The organism is Mumia sp. Pv4-285, assembly GCF_041320275.1.
Lineage (GTDB): Bacteria > Actinomycetota > Actinomycetes > Propionibacteriales > Nocardioidaceae > Mumia > Mumia qirimensis.
Window position 1 is genome coordinate 2816188 of record NZ_CP162023.1, and the last position, 16244, is coordinate 2832431.

Annotated in this window: 18 protein-coding genes; 8 read left to right on the forward strand and 10 right to left on the reverse strand. The window is 71.0% G+C overall.

Translation table 11 applies throughout. The annotated features are described in order from the left end of the window. Positions 1 to 17: 17 nt before the first annotated feature. From AB3M34_RS13555 to AB3M34_RS13570, 4 genes are all read right to left on the reverse strand, one after another. On the reverse strand, positions 18 to 1568 hold the full coding sequence (locus tag AB3M34_RS13555) for an FAD-dependent oxidoreductase (protein ID WP_370614611.1): 1551 nt from the start codon (positions 1566 to 1568) through the stop codon (positions 18 to 20). Beyond that, positions 1565 to 3700: a molybdopterin oxidoreductase family protein gene (locus AB3M34_RS13560; protein WP_370614613.1), complete on the reverse strand. Its 2136-nt coding sequence runs from the start codon at positions 3698 to 3700 to the stop codon at positions 1565 to 1567. The genes AB3M34_RS13555 and AB3M34_RS13560 overlap by 4 nt, the downstream gene beginning before the upstream one ends. Next, complete coding sequence (locus AB3M34_RS13565; protein ID WP_370614615.1) at positions 3697 to 5067, reverse strand: MFS transporter; 1371 nt, start codon at positions 5065 to 5067, stop codon at positions 3697 to 3699. The genes AB3M34_RS13560 and AB3M34_RS13565 overlap by 4 nt, the downstream gene beginning before the upstream one ends. Positions 5068 to 5292: 225 nt before the next feature. Beyond that, a complete protein-coding gene (locus AB3M34_RS13570) occupies positions 5293 to 5715 on the reverse strand; it encodes an Hsp20/alpha crystallin family protein (RefSeq protein WP_370614616.1) in 423 nt (140 codons plus the stop codon). Positions 5716 to 5741: 26 nt separating this feature from the next. Here AB3M34_RS13570 and AB3M34_RS13575 point away from each other — a divergent pair, with 26 nt between their 5' ends. Further along, entirely contained in the window at positions 5742 to 6116 is a 375-nt protein-coding gene (locus AB3M34_RS13575; protein ID WP_370614618.1) for a MerR family transcriptional regulator, read from the forward strand. 3 nt (positions 6117 to 6119) lie between these two features. On the opposite strand, the gene AB3M34_RS13580 is transcribed toward AB3M34_RS13575, so the two are convergent. Continuing rightward, on the reverse strand, positions 6120 to 7811 hold the full coding sequence (locus AB3M34_RS13580) for a ribonuclease J (RefSeq protein WP_370614619.1): 1692 nt from the start codon (positions 7809 to 7811) through the stop codon (positions 6120 to 6122). Positions 7812 to 7814: 3 nt separating this feature from the next. After that, the gene (gene dapA / locus AB3M34_RS13585; protein WP_370614621.1) at positions 7815 to 8732 is read right to left on the reverse strand and encodes a 4-hydroxy-tetrahydrodipicolinate synthase; all 918 of its coding nucleotides are present in this window, start codon (positions 8730 to 8732) and stop codon (positions 7815 to 7817) included. 219 nt (positions 8733 to 8951) lie between these two features. Between dapA and AB3M34_RS13590 the strand changes: the two genes are divergently transcribed. Further along, complete coding sequence (locus tag AB3M34_RS13590; RefSeq protein WP_370614622.1) at positions 8952 to 9767, forward strand: thioesterase family protein; 816 nt, start codon at positions 8952 to 8954, stop codon at positions 9765 to 9767. On the opposite strand, the gene AB3M34_RS13595 is transcribed toward AB3M34_RS13590, so the two are convergent. Together AB3M34_RS13595 and AB3M34_RS13600 are read right to left on the reverse strand one after the other, a co-directional pair. Next, positions 9760 to 10290, reverse strand: coding sequence for a dihydrofolate reductase (locus AB3M34_RS13595; RefSeq protein ID WP_370614624.1), 531 nt, complete (start codon positions 10288 to 10290; stop codon positions 9760 to 9762). The genes AB3M34_RS13590 and AB3M34_RS13595 overlap by 8 nt on opposite strands. Then, positions 10290 to 11102 (reverse strand): thymidylate synthase, encoded by an 813-nt coding sequence (locus AB3M34_RS13600; RefSeq protein ID WP_370614626.1) that lies wholly within the window; start codon positions 11100 to 11102, stop codon positions 10290 to 10292. Before AB3M34_RS13600 ends, AB3M34_RS13595 begins: the two co-directional genes overlap by 1 nt. Positions 11103 to 11141: 39 nt before the next feature. On the opposite strand from AB3M34_RS13600, the gene AB3M34_RS13605 reads away from it, so the two are divergent. From AB3M34_RS13605 to AB3M34_RS13620, 4 genes are read left to right on the forward strand one after another with little or no spacing between them, the layout of a single operon-like run. Further along, positions 11142 to 11696: a GNAT family N-acetyltransferase gene (locus tag AB3M34_RS13605; RefSeq protein ID WP_370614628.1), complete on the forward strand. Its 555-nt coding sequence runs from the start codon at positions 11142 to 11144 to the stop codon at positions 11694 to 11696. Continuing rightward, entirely contained in the window at positions 11689 to 12333 is a 645-nt protein-coding gene (locus AB3M34_RS13610; RefSeq protein ID WP_370614630.1) for a DUF2461 domain-containing protein, read from the forward strand. Before AB3M34_RS13605 ends, AB3M34_RS13610 begins: the two co-directional genes overlap by 8 nt. Beyond that, positions 12323 to 13108 carry an AzlC family ABC transporter permease gene (locus AB3M34_RS13615; RefSeq protein ID WP_370614631.1) on the forward strand — a complete coding sequence of 262 codons (786 nt, stop codon included), beginning with the start codon at positions 12323 to 12325 and terminating at the stop codon, positions 13106 to 13108. The genes AB3M34_RS13610 and AB3M34_RS13615 overlap by 11 nt, the downstream gene beginning before the upstream one ends. Next, positions 13105 to 13419 carry an AzlD domain-containing protein gene (locus AB3M34_RS13620; protein WP_370614633.1) on the forward strand — a complete coding sequence of 105 codons (315 nt, stop codon included), beginning with the start codon at positions 13105 to 13107 and terminating at the stop codon, positions 13417 to 13419. Before AB3M34_RS13615 ends, AB3M34_RS13620 begins: the two co-directional genes overlap by 4 nt. 101 nt (positions 13420 to 13520) lie before the next feature. Here the strand turns inward: AB3M34_RS13620 and dapB are convergent, their stop codons facing one another. Further along, on the reverse strand, positions 13521 to 14273 hold the full coding sequence (dapB, locus tag AB3M34_RS13625) for a 4-hydroxy-tetrahydrodipicolinate reductase (protein WP_370614635.1): 753 nt from the start codon (positions 14271 to 14273) through the stop codon (positions 13521 to 13523). A gap of 83 nt (positions 14274 to 14356) precedes the next feature. On the opposite strand from dapB, the gene AB3M34_RS13630 reads away from it, so the two are divergent. Together AB3M34_RS13630 and AB3M34_RS13635 are read left to right on the forward strand one after the other, a co-directional pair. Further along, positions 14357 to 15400 (forward strand): NYN domain-containing protein, encoded by a 1044-nt coding sequence (locus AB3M34_RS13630; protein WP_370614636.1) that lies wholly within the window; start codon positions 14357 to 14359, stop codon positions 15398 to 15400. 194 nt (positions 15401 to 15594) lie between these two features. Then, a complete protein-coding gene (locus AB3M34_RS13635) occupies positions 15595 to 15798 on the forward strand; it encodes a cold-shock protein (protein WP_370614638.1) in 204 nt (67 codons plus the stop codon). 114 nt (positions 15799 to 15912) lie between these two features. On the opposite strand, the gene AB3M34_RS13640 is transcribed toward AB3M34_RS13635, so the two are convergent. Continuing rightward, positions 15913 to 16224 (reverse strand): hypothetical protein, encoded by a 312-nt coding sequence (locus AB3M34_RS13640; protein WP_370614639.1) that lies wholly within the window; start codon positions 16222 to 16224, stop codon positions 15913 to 15915. Positions 16225 to 16244 lie beyond the last annotated feature (20 nt).

A 16244-nucleotide genomic window follows, 5' to 3' on the forward strand; every position in this document is an offset into this window, starting at 1 on the left:
GGTCCTGGTTCATCGGGTTACGCACCCTTCACAACGGGCTCACGGTCGAGCGCATCGGCATGTGAGGCGGCGGCTCCGCTGCCGACGACCTCGCTGGTCCCGTCGGTCGGCACCTCGGGGTCCGAGGTCTGCAGCCAGTCGCAGATCCCTCGGACGAGGGACGAGCAGCCGCCGCAGCCCGTGGTGGCGCGAGTCGTCGTCGCAAGAGCCTCGACCGAGCAGGCACCGCCCTCCCACGCCTTGACGAGGTCACGCTTCGTGACCCCGTTGCAGCGGCAGACGGTCGTGCTGCCGGGCATCGTCGTCGGAGATCCCGCAGCCGCGTCGGCCTGGCCGGCATTCGGGGCGAGGAGCTGGAGCGGGTCCAGCGGCACGATGCCCGGCCGGCCGAACTGGACGCTGAGCGACGACGCCAGCTCGGCGGCGCCGAGACACGTCATGCCGACCAGCTCGTCGCCGTCGAGGACCACCTCGACGTAGCGGCGGGCGTACGGGTCGCTCATCGTCAGCACCCGCCCTCCGGCCGCGGTGGAAGCCTTGCGGCCCATCGCGACGAGGCTGACGCCCGCCGCCTTGAGGCGCATCGCCGCACCGTCCAGCACCACCGGGACGGGGTCGCCGAGCTCGCCGTGGACGAGCAGCCGCGCGAGCGCCCGGGCCTGCTCCCACCCGGGCGCCACCAGGCCCGAGACCCCGGACGGCGTCTGCGCGCAGTCACCGATCGCGAAGACCGCAGGATCCACGGTCGTCGCGAGGTCGTCGCCGACGACGATCCCGTGGGCCACCTCCAGCCCGGCCCGCGCCGCGAGCGTCGTCTCGGGCACGGCCCCGGCGGCGAGGACCACCAGGTCGGCGGGGAGCGTACGACCGTCGTCGAGGACCACGGCGTCGGCCCGCCCGCCGTGGTGGGTGACACCGGCGAGCGCGGCGTTGCCGTGGAAGGTGATGCCGAGGTCGCCGACCGACTCGGCCAGCAGGCGGCCGGGCTCAGGATCGAGGTCGCGGTCGAGCAGGTGCCCCGCGAACGAGACCACGTCGACCGTGACCCCGCGAAGGCGCATCCCGCACGCTGCCTCGACACCGAGCGGCCCACCGCCGACGACGACGGCACGACGCGCGTTGAGCGCAGCGGCCGTGATCCCGCGGGCGTCGTCGACCGAGCGGAGCACGAACACTCCCCCGGGCAACGGCTCCCCAGGTGCGCCGTCGAGGCCAGGGACCCGGATGACCCGGGCCTGTGCGCCGGTCGCCAGGACGAGGTGGTCGTACGGGATCGCCTCGCCGTCCACCAGGACCGTACGGGCCTCGCGGTCGATCGCCTCCACCCGCGCCGCGAGGCGCACCGTGACGCCGTCCGGACGCGCCAGCGCGAGGCTCGCGAGATCGGCCCGGCCGGCGACCAGCTCGGTGAGGAGGATGCGGTTGTACGGCTCGTACGCCTCCTCCCCCAGCACCAGCACCTCGAACCGGCCGTCGTGGTCGGCGCGGACCAGCTCCTCGGCGAACCGGATGCCGACCATGCCGGCTCCGACGACCACGACACGGGTCTTCTCAGGGTGAAGAGTCATCGTGCGACCTCCTCGAGCTCGGGGTGCACCGACGGCCCTGTCGGTCCTGCTGCCTCCACGGTCACCGCGCAGACCTTGAACTCGGGCATCCCCGAGATCGGGTCCGTCGCGGCGTTGGTGACGCTGTTGACCCGGGCGAGCCCGGCGAAGTGGAACGGTGCGAACACCGTGTCCGGTCGGATGTCCGCGCTGATCCGCGCCTGCGCGACCATCGACCCGCGGCTCGACGTGACGCGGACCTCCTCGACGCCCTCGACACCGATGCGCGCGGCGAGGAGCGGGTGGAGCTCCACGTACGCCACGGGTGCCGCGTCGTTCAGCCGACGGACGCGCCGGGTCTGAGCACCGGACTGGTAGTGCTGGAGGACCCGGCCGGTGACCAGGTAGAGAGGGGTCTCCCGGGTGAGGGGGTCCGAGGCCACGGCCGGGGTGACGGCGACCATGCGGGCGCGACCGTCGGGGTGCGCGAACCCGTCGGCGAACATCCGGGGTGTGCCGGCGTGGTCCTCGGTGGGGCAGGGCCAGAACAGGGCCTCGCCCGCGTCCAGCCGGTCGTAGGAGATCCCGGCGTAGTCGGCTCGCCCGCCGGCCGAGGCGCGGCGCAGCTCGTCGAAGACCGCGCGCGGATCGGTCGGGAGCGCGACCTGCGACCCGAGGCGCTCACCGAGCCCGGCGAGGATGTCGAGCTCGCTGCGTGCCCCGATGGGCGGACGCAGGGCCGCGCGACGTCGAAGCACCCGGCCCTCGAGGCTGGTCATCGTGCCCTCCTCCTCGGCCCACTGCGTCGTGGGGAGGATGAAGTCGGCGAGCAGCGCGGTCTCCGACGGCACGAAGTCGCAGACGACCAGGAGGTCGAGCGACTCGAGCCGCTCGGTCACCGCACCCGCGTCCGGGGCGCTCACCACGAGGTTCGAGCCGTGGACGAAGAGCGCCTTCGGGCCGTCCTCCGTCCCGAGCCGCATCAGCAGCTCCACGGCAGGAACGCCCTTGCCCGGCAGCGAGTCCGGCTCGACTCCCCACACCGCGGCGACGTGCGCGCGGGCGGCGGGGTCGTCGATCATGCGGTAGCCGGGCAGCTGGTCCGACTTCTGCCCGTGCTCGCGACCGCCCTGACCGTTTCCCTGGCCGGTGATGCAGCCGTACCCGCTGCCCACCCGACCGGGAAGGCCGAGGCAGAGCGCGAGGTTGATGGCGGCGGTGACCGTGTCGGTGCCGTCGACGTGCTGCTCGGCGCCGCGTCCGGTGAGGACGTACGCGCCCGCGCCGCCGCGGCTCGGGGACGCTGCTGCGAGCTGGCGCGCGACACGCCGGAGCCGGCCCTCGTCGATGCCGGTGACCGACGCGACGCGCTCGGGCCACCACGAGGCGACGCTGCGGCGTACGTCGTCGAGCCCGTTGGTCCGGTCCTCGAGGAACGCCGTGTCGGCCAGCCCCTCGGCGAGGACGACGTGGGTGAGCCCGAGCAGCAGCGCGAGGTCGGTGCCCGGCGCGAGCGGGAGGTGCTCACCGGCACCGTCGTCGCACAGTCGTGCCGTGGCGCTGCGCCGTGGGTCGACGACGACGAGCCCGCCTCGCTCCCGTACGCCGCCGAGGTGCTGCACCGCGGGTGGCATCGTGTCGGCGAGGTTGCTCCCGAGCAGGAGGACGACGTCGGCGCCGCCGAGATCGGCGAGCGGGAACGGCAGGCCACGATCGATCCCGAAGGCCCGGTTGCCCGCCGCTGCTGCCGACGACATGCAGAAGCGGCCGTTGTAGTCGATGAACCGGGTGCGGAGGACCGTACGGGCGAACTTGCCGAGGACGTAGGCCTTCTCGTTGGTGAGGCCGCCGCCGCCGAAGACGGCGACCGTGTCCCGGCCGTGCGCCTCCTGGAGCGTGCCCACCCGAGCGGCGATCTCGTCGAGCGCGTCGTCCCACGACACCTCGGCGAAGCTGCCGTCCGCAGTCCGCCGCAGCGGGGTCGTCACCCGGTCGGCGGTCCGTAGGAGGTCGGCGCTGGTCCAGCCCTTCTGGCACATGCCGCCCCGGTTCGTCGGGAACTCCCGAGGCGAGGCGGCAAGGTCGCCGCCTGCCTCGGGAGCCAGTCGCATCGCGCACTGCAGGGCGCAGTACGGGCAGTGCGTGTCGGTCACACCCGCGCCTTTGCCATCGGGGCGCTCGGCCGCAGGTAGAAGAACCAGGTGACCGCCAGCATCGCGGCGTAGACGCCGATGTAGACGAGCATCGCGGGCTCGATCGTCCCTGCCCGCTCCGCCGCGGTGGCGTAGATCCGCGGGACGAAGAAGCCACCGAACGCGCCGACCGCCGAGATGATGCCGATCGCCGCGGCCGCCTCACGCTTGGAGCGGAGGAGCGCGTCCGCACCCTCGCCGGCGGTCTGGCGGAAGATCGACGGGATCATCCGGTACGTCGAGCCGTTGCTGATGCCGGTCGCGACGAAGAGGAGCAGGAACGAGGCGAGGAACCCGCCGAACCACTCGGCACGGAGTGCGAGGACCGCCAGGCCGACTCCCAGTCCCATCACGACGAAGCACGCAGCCGTGACCCTCGCGCCGCCGACCTTGTCGGCCCACCTGCCGCCGAACGGCCGGGCCAGCGATCCGATGAGGGCCCCGAGGAAGGCGTACGACGCCGGGTTCACGCCGGCGAACTCCATCTTGATGAGCATCGGGAACGCCGCGGCGTACCCCATGAAGGAGCCGAAGGTGCCGATGTAGAGGAACGACATCACCCACGTGTGCGGGCGCTTCGCGGCAGCGGCCGAGGTGGAGAAGTCGGCCTGGGCGGTTCCCAGGTTGTCCATCAGCTTCCAGGCGAGGAACGCCGCCAGCAGGATCGGCGGGACCCACATGAAGCCGGCGCGCCAGAGCACGAGCGAACCACCCGCAGTGATCACCGCGGTCACGACGAACGGCGCCTGGACGACGGCAACGCCGATGTTGCCGCCGGCGGCGTTGAGCCCGAGCGCCCAGCCCTTCTCGCGATCGGGGTAGAAGTACGAGATGTTCGTCATCGACGACGCGAAGTTGCCGCCGCCGAGGCCTGCGGTCGCCGCCACGGTCAGCAGGAGCCAGAACGGGGTGTCGGGGTTCTGGACGGCCCACATCAGGCCGAAGCACGGGATCAGCAGGAGCAGCGCCGAGACGATCGTCCAGTTGCGGCCGCCGAAGAGCCCGACGGCGAACGTGTACGGAAGACGCAGCGTCGCGCCCACGAGGCTCGGCACGGCCACCAGCCACAGCAGCTGGGAGTCGGTGAGCGAGAACCCGGCGTTGTTGAGGTTGACGGCGACGATGCTCCACAGCATCCAGACGGTGAAACCGAGGTGCTCGACGACGATGGAGACGATCAGGTTGCGGCGGGCGACCGAGCGACCTTCACGCTCCCAGAACTCGGAGTCCTCCGGGTCCCACTGGTCGATCCATCGTCCGGTCCGGCGACGCTGCGCGGCGGTTGTTGTCGTGGTGCCCGGCTGTTCGCCGGCAGTCGAGAGCGCCATGACGACTCCTTGGAGAGCCCCGACCTGGTGCCGGGATCGTGGAGTCGACGTTAGGAACGCGGTGTTTCCCGGTGGTTGCCCTAGGCATGGCGTGACCGTAACTGTTCGCGCACAACGTCTCCCACCGCTGTGTGAGGGCCCGTCGCCCCTCCCCGTTTGCCCTGGAGACGCGCCGAGACCCGGGGCGACGGCGTACGCGCCCCGGGTCTCGGACGGCCTCCCGGCCTACGCGCTGATCGCGCGGTTGCTCTCCTCGCCGTGCTCGACCGCGACCTTGCGCGGCTTGGCCCTCTCGGCGATGGGGATCGTCACCCGGAGGACGCCGTCGGCATAGCGCGCCTGGACGGCCTCGGTGTCGAGGGTGTCGCCGAGGATCAGCTGCCTGCTGAACACACCCCGCGGGCGCTCAGCCGCGATGAGCTCCTCGACGCCTTCGCGTGCCGGCCGGTCGGCACGGACCGTGAGGACGTTGCGCTCGACGTCGATGTCGATCGAACCGGGTTCGATGCCGGGCAGGTCGAGCTCGACGACGAATGCGTCACCCTCCCGCCAGGCGTCCATCGGCATGGCGGCCGGACGGGCGGCGGTCCCGAAGACCTGCTGGGTCAGACGGTCGATCTCACGGAACGGATCGGTGCGCATGAGCATGGCCATCACCTCCACAAGACTCCATCATGCTGGCGCATGATCTCTATTGGCTGTTACAGTTTTTATATAGCGCTTTTGCTACAAAGATGCAAGAGGTGGCGAGCAGGATGGTGACTCGAGGATCCGGGCACGCGGTCTACGCGATCTCGGTGGCCGCGGAGCTCGCAGGGACGGCCGTCCAGAACCTCCGCGTCTATGAGCGCGAAGGCCTGCTGGCGCCGCAGCGCACCACCGGAGGCACGCGCCGCTACAGCGACGACGACGTCGTACGCCTCCGCCGGATCGTCGCCCTCCTCGGCTCCGGGCTCAACATCGCCGGCGTCACGCTGGTCCTCTCCCTGGAGGACGAGAACGCCCGCCTGCGCGCTGACATCGCAGCGGCAGACGGGCGTCGCGGGTGAGGCTCAGGCCTCCAGGACCACCGGCACGATCATCGGGCGACGGCGATGGGCGCCGGAGACCCAGCGACCGACCGTGCGGCGGATGACCTGCTGGAGCTGGTGCGTGTCGTAGGTCCCGTCGGCGACGGCGCTGGCCAGCGCCTGCTCGATCTGGGGCACGATCGCCGTGAACACCGAGTCGTCCTCGGCGAAGCCCCGTGCCTGGATCTCGGGGCCGCTGACCATCTTGCCGGTCTGGGAGTCGATGACGACGATGACCGAGATGAAGCCCTCCTCGCCGAGGATGCGGCGGTCCTTGAGCTCCGACTCGGTGATGTCCCCGACCGACGAGCCGTCGACGTACACGTAGCCGCAGTCGACCTTGCCGGTGATGCGCGCCCGCCCGTCGACGAGGTCCACGACGAAGCCGTCCTCGGCGATGACGACGCGGTCGGCCTCGACGCCGGTGGCCTGCGCGAGCTTGGCGTTGGCGTGCAGGTGGCGGGTCTCGCCGTGCACCGGCATGACGTTGCTCGGCTTCACGATGTTGTAGCAGTAGAGCAGCTCGCCGGCCGACGCGTGGCCGGAGACGTGCACGAGCGCGTTGCCCTTGTGGACGACGTTGGCGCCGAGCCGGGTCAGTCCGTCGATCACGCGGTAGACGGCGTTCTCGTTGCCCGGGATCAGCGAGCTCGCGAGCACGACGGTGTCACCGGGCTCGATGCGGACGGAGTCGTGGGAGTTCGCGGCGATCCGCGACAGCGCCGCCATCGGCTCACCCTGGGACCCGGTCGACACGAGCACGAGCTCCTCGGGCCGGTACTCGGAGATCTTGCGTCCGTCGACGATCACGCCGTCCGGCACGTGCAGGTAGCCGAGCTCACGCGCGATCTGCATGTTGCGGACCATCGAGCGCCCGATGTAGGCGACCTTGCGACCGTGCTTCACCGCCGCATCGATGATCTGCTGGACGCGGTGCATGTGCGAGGCGAAGCAGGCCGTGATGATCCGCTGCTGGCTCTGCGCGAAGACCCGGTCCAGCACCGGCGAGATCTCGCGCTCGGTGGTCGTGAAACCGGGGACGTCGGCGTTGGTGGAGTCGGTGAGGAAGAGGTCCACACCCTCCTCACCGAGGCGCGCGAACGCTCGCAGATCCGTGATGCGGCCGTCGAGCGGGAGCTGGTCCATCTTGAAGTCGCCGGTGTGGATCACCAGGCCGGCCTCGGTGCGGATCGCCACCGCGAGCGCGTCGGGGATCGAGTGGTTGACCGCCACGAACTCCAGGTCGAACGGCGCGAGCGCGAGCGTGTCGTCCTCGGCGACGACGTACTTCGGGACGTCCTTCAGCCGGTGCTCGCGCAGCTTGGAGTCGACCAGCGCAAGGGTCAGCTTGGAGCCGACGAGCGGGATGTTGCCGCGCTCGCGCAAGAGGTACGGGACGCCGCCGATGTGGTCCTCGTGGCCGTGGGTCAGCACGATCGCGACGATGTCGTCGAGACGGTCCCGGATCGGCGCGAAGTCGGGGAGGATCAGGTCGACACCGGGCTGGTGGTCCTCCGGGAAGAGGACACCGCAGTCCACGATGAGGAGCTTGCCTGCGTGCTCGAAGACGGTCATGTTGCGACCGATCTCGCCGAGTCCTCCGAGGGCGATCACGCGCAGGCCGTCGGCGGGGAGCTCCGGCGGTGCGCCGAGCTCGGGGTGCGGATGACTCATGTATCAGTCCTTCAGCAGGGCGGCGTCACGCAGCACGCGTGCCAGTCCGTCGACCTGCTCGTCGGTCGCGTCCACGTACGGGGATCGCGTGGTTCGGTTGTCGATGACTCCGAGCAGCTGCATCGCTGCCTTCGCCATGATGGCTCCCTGCGAGCTCGGCGACATGATCGTGTCGACGACGTCCAGGAGCTCCTGGTTGATCGCCCGGGCGTCGAGCAGGCGGCCGTCGTCGACGGCGCGCACCATCGACGCGTACTGTGCCGCGGCGACGTGGCTGACGACCGACACGATGCCGGCAGCGCCGTACGCGAGCCAGGCGAGGTTGAGCGGGTCGTCGCCTCCGTACCAGGCGAGCCCGGTCTCGCGCATCAGTCGCGCACCGGAGGCGAGGTCGCCGACGGCGTCCTTCACGGCGACGATCGCCTCGTGCTGGGCGACCACGGCGTACGTCTCGGGAGCGATCCGCACGACGGCGCGGCCCGGGATGTCGTACAGCATGACCGGCACGCCACCGCCGGCGTCGGCGACGGTCGAGAAGTGGCGGACGAGGCCGGCCTGCGGGGGCTTGTTGTAGTAGGGCGAGACCAGGAGCATCCCGTGGGCGCCCTCGGCTGCGGCCTGGCGCGCGAGGCGGGCCGACGCCTGAGTGTCGTTGTTGCCGACGCCCGCCACCACCGACGCCCGGTCGCCGACCGCGTCGAGCACGGCGGCGAGGAGACGACCGTCCTCGTCCGGGTTGGTCGTCGGCGACTCACCCGTCGTCCCGCTGACGACGATGCCGTCGGAGCCTTCGTCGACGAGGTGCGTCGACAGCCTGGCCGCGGCGTCGAGGTCGAGGTCGCCGTCCGGCGTGAAGGGCGTCACCATGGCGGTCAGCACCCGGCCGAACGGCGCCGCCGGTGTTGCGAGCGGTGAGGTCATGGGGTCCACGCTACCGCCTGCACGACCTGGGGGTTCGGGCGCCACACGCCCGGCAGCGAGGCGCCGGAGCCGGACATGGAAGATCCCGGTCCTGTCCGTTCGGGGGCCCGGACAGGACCGGGACACGAGTTACATCGTTCGCCGTCGGGCAGGTGTTACACCTGTTCCTCGAATGTCTCATGTGACCTGGCTCACAGCCTCGCGCCTAGACTGCGCGACGTGAGCAGACCGGCGTACGCCTTCGATCTCGACACCGCTTCCGAGCCCGACCTCGGCGCGTCGACGACCGGCGCAAGGATCAGGACCGCACACCTGACGCACCGCTGGGACACGCCCAACGGCACGCCGAACGGCGGCTACGTGCTGGCCACGATGCTCCGAGCGGTCGCCGCCGGCGCTGCGTTCCCGGACCCGCTGGTCGCAGCCGCGACGTACGCCCGGCCCGCGCTTCCCGGCCCCTGCACGATCGCCACCCAGGTCCTCCGGGAGGGACGTCGGGTGGCGACGTACACCGCGACCCTCGCCCAGGACGGCACCACGGCCACCCACCTCGTCGCGAGCTTCACCGACCGCGCCGCCGCCCACGGACCGAGCAGCGAGCTCGGTGCACCGCCGGCGCTCCCGGCACCGGACGCGTGCCCGCCGTTCGCGCCGTCGTCGGAGTTCGCCGCGGCCACGATCAACCAGCACCTCGACTACCGGTTCGCGACGGCACCCGCGTGGGTGGGCGGCGTGCCGAGCGGTGACCCGATCGGCGAGTACTGGGTGCGGTTCACCGACGAGCGGCTGATCGACCACGTCGCGCTGGCGCTGCTCGTCGACGCCTATCCCCCGGCGTTCGCCGACCTGGCCGACCACGGTGACGTGAGCGTCCAGCTGACCGTCCACTTCCACCGCACCTCGACCTCGCCGTGGGTGGCCGGCCGCGTCACCACGCGCCACCTCGTCGACGGCTTCCACGAGGAGGACATGGAGCTGTGGAGCTCCGACGGCGACCTGCTGGCGCAGTCGCGCCAGCTCGTGCTGTTCACCTGAGCGGACGGACCCGTTCGTACGTCGCGATGCGGTAGCCGTCGTGCGGAGCGGACTCGACCTCGCGCCACTGCGACCAGTCGACCTCGGGGAACCACGCGTCACCCTCCGGCGCGAGGTCGACGTGCGTGATCACGAGACGGTCGGCGCGCGCCATCGTCTGCCTGTAGATCTGCTCTCCACCGATCACGAACACCTCGGGGTCGAGCTCGGAGGCGAGGTCGAGCGCGCCGTCGACGTCGTGGCTGACCACCACCTCGTCCGGACCCTTCCAGCCGGTGCGACGGGTGATCACGACGGACGTCCGGTGCGGGAGGGGACGTCCGATCGAGTCGTACGTGGTGCGTCCCATCACCAGGACGTGGCCGGTCGTCAGCGCCTTGAACTGCGCGAGGTCGCCGGTCGGGGGCCACGGAAGCTCACCCTCGCGGCCGATCACCCCGTTGGAGCCGACCGCGGTCACGAGGGTGATGCGCGCGCGGTGTCCGCCCGGTGCACGCTCGGGCTCGAAGCTGGCGGGGGTCATCAGATCGCGATCGGGGCCTTGATCGCGGGGTGCGGGTCGTACCCGGTGATCTTGACCGAGTCGAGCGTGAAGCCGTCGATCGACGTCACGCCCGGATCGAGCTCGAGCTGCGGGAGGGGTCGCGGCTCACGGGTCAGCTGCTCACGCGCCTGCTCGAGATGGTTCGTGTAGAGGTGGGCGTCTCCGAGCGTGTGGACGAAGTCACCGACCTCGAGGCCCGTCACCTGGGCCACCATGTGCGTCAGCAGGGCGTACGAGGCGATGTTGAACGGGACGCCGAGGAAGACGTCGCCCGAGCGCTGGTAGAGCTGGCACGACAGCCGCCCTGGGCCGCCGTCGACACCCGGGGCCACGTAGAACTGGAACATCGTGTGGCACGGGGCGAGCGCCATGTCCTGGAGGTCGGAGACGTTCCAGGCGCTCACCAGGTGGCGGCGCGAGTCGGGGTCGCGCACGATCGAGTCGACGACACCCTGGAGCTGATCGACGTGGCGACCGTCCGGGGTCGGCCACGACCGCCACTGGTAGCCGTAGATCGGACCCAGCTCACCCTGCTCGTCGGCCCACTCGTCCCAGATCGAGACGCCGTGCTCCTTGAGGTAGGCCGTGTTGGTGCTGCCGGCGATGAACCACAGGAGTTCGGCCACGACGGATCGGACGTGGACCTTCTTGGTGGTGACGAGCGGGAAGCCCTCACGCAGGTCGAACCGCATCTGGTGGCCGAACACGCTCAGCGTGCCGGTGCCGGTGCGGTCGTCCTTGCGGACGCCGTCGTCGAGGATCCGTTGGACGAGGTCGAGGTAGGCGCGCACGTGCTCACGCTACGACACGCACCTGTCAGAATCGAGGACGTGACCACTGCCGACACCAGCGTCCGGGTCGCGTGGAGCGCCGACGCCGACGCCATCGCGACCCTCCAGGCCGAGGCGTGGCGAGCGCGCTACGCCGACCTCCTGCCGCCCGAGATCCTCGCGCAGATCGTGCCCGAGCTGTTCGCCGAGAAGTGGGCCGCGTCGCTCGACAAGCCTGGTGACGCCCGCAACCGCGTGCTCGTGGCGCTCGAGCACAGCACCGTCCGTGGTTTCGCGGTCACCTCTCCCTCCCCCGACGACGACGCCGACCCGATCGCCGACGGGGAGGTCAGCGAGCTCACCGTGGCCGCGCAGCACCGACGGGTCGGGCACGGGTCCCGGCTCCTCCAGGCGGCCGCCGACACCCTCCGCGCCGACCGCTTCACCCGCGCGACCATGTGGCTCGACTCCCGCGACGACGCGCTGCGTGCCTTCGTCGTGAGCACCGGCTGGGAGGCCGACGGCGCCCATCGCGAGGTGGACCCCGTCGGCGACGGCACGGTCCGGCTGAAGCAGGTGCGACTCCACACGACGCTGGTGGGTGACGATGGCTGACACCGATCACGGCCCGATCGGGTTCACGGTCGCCGCAGCCGACTTCTACGAGGACCTCGAGGACGACAACTCCAAGACGTACTGGGCCGCGCACAAGGACGACTACGAGACGCTCGTACGCCGCCCGATGCTCGCGCTGACCACGGCGCTCGCCGACGAGTTCGGGCCCGCCAAGGTGTTCCGCCCGTACCGCGACGTCAGGTTCAGCGCGGACAAGACTCCGTACAAGACGCACCAGGGCGCGTTCGTCGGCACCGCGCCGTCGACCGGCTACTACGTCCAGATCGACGCGTCCGGCATCCGTGTCGGCGCGGGTTGGTACGAGGCGAACCCGGAGCGCAAGCACCGCTTCCGGCAGGCGGTCGACGACCAGCGCAAGGGCGCCGCGCTCCAGCGGATCCTCGATCGTGCCGTGCGCGACGGTTTCGAGGTCGGCGGCGACACCGTCAAGACGCAGCCTCGGGGGTGGTCCGCCGAGCATCCGCGGATCGACCTCCTCCGTCACAACACGCTCACGCTCATGCGCTGGTACGGCACGCCTGAGTGGATGAGCACGCCGACTCTCGCGACGCGCGTCGCCGACGACTGGCGTGCCCTGACCCCGCTCCTCGACTGGCACGCCCGGCATGTCGCCTGAGGCGGCCGAGCCGACCGATCGCGGCGTCGTCGTCGACTCGCTCGGCGTCGGGCTGGCGACCGGGGCGTACGGCATCTCGTTCGGGGCGATCGGGACGGCTTCGGGCCTGACCCTGGCGCAGACCTGCGTGCTGTCCCTGCTGATGTTCAGCGGGGCGTCGCAGTTCGCGTTCGCCGGCGTCGTCGCGTCGGGCGGAAACCCCGTGACCGGAGGCGTGACCGCGGTCCTCCTGGGCAGCCGCAACATGTTCTACGGCCTCGGCATGGCCCCACGGCTGCGGGTGCACGGATGGCGGCGCCTGCTCGCGGCGCACGTGGTGATCGACGAGTCGACGGCGATGGGCGTGGCCCGCGAGTCCGACCGTCACGCCCGCATCGGCTTCTACGTGACCGGCACGTCGATCTTCGTCCTCTGGAACCTGATGACCTTCGTCGGCGCGCTCGCCGGCAACGCGCTCGGCGACCCGCGCACGTACGGCCTGGACGCGGCCGTCGGCGCAGCCTTCCTCGCCCTGCTGTGGCCCCGTCTGACGGCGTGGCCGCAGCGCATCGTCGCCGCGATCGGCGCCCTGGTCGCGATCGGTGCCGTGCCGCTCACGCCTGCCGGGGCGCCGATCATCATCGGCGGAGCGATCGCCGTCGCCGCCGGGCTCTGGCTCACCCGCGGCGAGTCGGACGCGGAGATCACCGACGCCCTCGAGCACCCGGCTGACCAGCACCACCACGATCGTCCGCACTCGAGGGACGACACACGCGACGAGAGGGGCGGGTCGTGACCGGGTCGAGCGCTGTCTGGTGGGGCGTGATCGGTGCATCGCTCGCCTGTTACGGACTCAAGCTGGCCGGCCTGTCCGTGCCCGACCGCGTGCTCGAGCACCCGATGACCGTCCGGGTCGCCAACCTCATCCCCGTCGGTCTCCTCGGCGCCCTGATCGCGGTGCAGGTCTTCGCCACCGGTCAGGCGCTCGCCCTCGACGCCCGCGTGGTCGGTCTCGGCGTGGCAGTCTTGCTGCTCGTCGCGCGTGCACCGTTCCTGGTGGTCGTCGGCGCGGCCGCTCTCACCGCCGCGCTCGTACGCCTCCTCTGACCGCCGACGCCTCCCCGATTTGACGCGTTATCCACCGAATCGCCGGCTCGGAAGGTGGGAAAGCCGTCAAATCGTGGGGCGGCGGTGGGGGCGGCGGGGCGTCAGTCCAGCCCGAGCACGGTGTCGAGCCCGACGGTCACGCCCGGACGCGCACCGACCCCGCGCACCCCGGCGACGACGCCGGGCATGAAGGACTCCCGGTGCACCGAGTCGTGGCGGATCGTGAGAGTCTCGCCGAGATCACCGAACAGCACCTCCTGGTGCGCCACCAGGCCGCGCGAGCGTACGGCGTGGACGTGGACTCCGTCGACCACGGCACCTCGCGCGCCCAGCGGATCGGTGGTGGTCGCGTCGGGGACCGGTCCTGATCCCGCCTCACGACGTGCCTCGGCGATCATCGCCGCCGTACGCGTCGCCGTCCCCGAGGGGGCGTCGACCTTGGCGGGGTGGTGCAGCTCGACGATCTCGACGGACTCGAAGTACGGCGCGGCGATCTGCGCGAACCGCATCATCAGGACGGCGCCGATGGAGAAGTTGGGGACGATCAGCACGCCCACCTCGGGCGACTCCGCGGCGATCGCGCGGACCTCGTCGATCCGGGCGTCGTCGAAGCCCGACGTCCCGACCACCGCATGGATCCCGTGGGCGACGCAGAACCGCAGGTTGTCCATCACGGCCGCGGGGTTGGTGAAGTCGACCACGACCTCGGCGCCCGCGTCGGTCAGCGCCTCCAGAGGGTCGTCAGCGTCGATCGCCGCCACCAGCGACAACCCCTCGGCAACCTCGATCGCGCGGACCGACTCGGACCCCATGCGTCCGCGGGCACCCAGCACGCCGACCTTCAACTCGCTCATGTGCCCGATCATCCCACCCACGTTCGCGGCCGGTCCGGCAGACTGGCAGGAGCGCACACCGCCCCGAATCGAGAAGAGCATGCATGGCTGAGCCAGGTGACACCCGCGTCGCCGTCTACATCGACTTCGACAACATCGTGATCTCGCGGTACGACCAGGTGAACGGTCGGCACTCGTTCCAGCGCGACAAGTCGCGCGCGTTCGAGACGGCCGACCGCGCCGCTGATCCCGAGATCGCCGACAAGGTCGCGCGCGCCACCGTGGACGTGGGCGCGGTGATCGACTTCGCCTCCTCCTTCGGGACCCTCGTGCTCACCCGGGCGTACGCCGACTGGTCGGCGCCGGTGAACGCCGACTACCGTGGCCAGCTCGTCAGCCGCGCGGTCGACCTCGTCCAGCTCTTCCCGGCGGCGGCGTACGGAAAGAACGGCGCCGACATCCGGCTGGCCGTCGATGCCGTGGAGGACATGTTCCGGCTCCCGGACCTGACTCACGTCGTCATCGTCGCGGGTGATTCCGACTACATCGCTCTCGCCCAGCGGTGCAAGCGGCTCGGCCGGTACGTCGTCGGCGTGGGCGTCGCCGGATCGACCAGCAAGAGCCTGGCGGCGGCGTGCGACGAGATGGTCACCTACGACGCACTGCCCGGGATCGAGCCTCCGCCACCGCTCCCCGACAAGGCGACGGAGAAGCCGGCGAAGTCCACCCGCAGGCGCACCGCGAAGACGGCCGAGCCCGCTCCGACCGACAGCAGCGCCGAGGGTGCCGAGGAGGCCGCGACGGCCCCCGCGAAGCAGACCGCGCGCCGCGCGAAGTCCACCATCCCCGTCTTCGCCGAGCCCGGCAACGAGCCGCCGGAGCCCGAGCCCGAGGACCCGCAGGACGTCGCGACCGGGCTGCTCGAGCGGGCGCTGCGCCTCGGCCACGAGAAGGACGACGCCGACTGGTTGCACAGCTCGGCGGTCAAGAGCCAGATGAAGCGGATGGACCCCTCGTTCAACGAGAAGTCGCTCGGCTACCGGTCGTTCTCGGACTTCATCAAGTCCCGTGACGCGCTCGCGGAGCTGGACGAGAGCACCACCGCGAGGCTCGTCCGGCTCAGTCCGAGTGCCACCTCTCGCCGATAGGTCGGGCCGACGGCGTTTCGTCGGTACGTATCTGCCGTCGGCGGGTGGTACGGTCGAATCAAGTTGCACGGCCTCAAGCCGCAGAATCGATCAGGGCTCCTCGTTCCGAGCGTCCTGATGCTTTCCCAGGTTGATGTGCTCGCGACACCAGTCGCTCGCGAAAGTCGCGTGCGCACGACCCGAGGAGAACAGACATGGCTACTGGCACCGTTAAGTGGTTCAACGCCGACAAGGGCTTCGGCTTCATCGCACCGGACGGCGGCGGCGAGGACGTGTTCGCGCACTTCAGCGCGATCGCGGCGACCGGCTTCCGTTCGCTCGAGGAGAACCAGAAGGTCGAGTTCGACGTCGAGCAGGGCCCCAAGGGCCTGCAGGCCGCCAACATCCGGCCTATCTGAGACCTGCGTCCGACCCGGACGCGCACGCAAGAGCCCTCGCCTCCCACTGGGAGGCGAGGGCTCTTGCCCGTTCGGCGCTCGATGCAGATCGCGCGCCGCGGCGTGGCCGCTGGGTCAGCGACCCACCGTCAGTGGGGCGGCAGCCGGGTCGACGCCGGCGATGATCGCGCGCACGCGGTCGGCGTCCGCGCTCAGGAAAGACACCTCGAAGTTGCCGACCGGCTCCCGTCGTGACCCGATCCAGACGTCGAAGCCCTCCGCTCGCAGCGCAGCCAGGATCGGCGCGTTGGTCGAGCCCTCGCCCGGGCACCAGGCGATGATGCGGGGCCGCTCCGGGCGCACGTCGCTGAGGCCCATCTGGCTCAGGTCGCGCGTGGGCCGTCGAGTGCGCCCGGTCGCGGCGGCAGGGTCGGGGTGGTCGCTCATCGGGGCACCAGCTCTCCTTA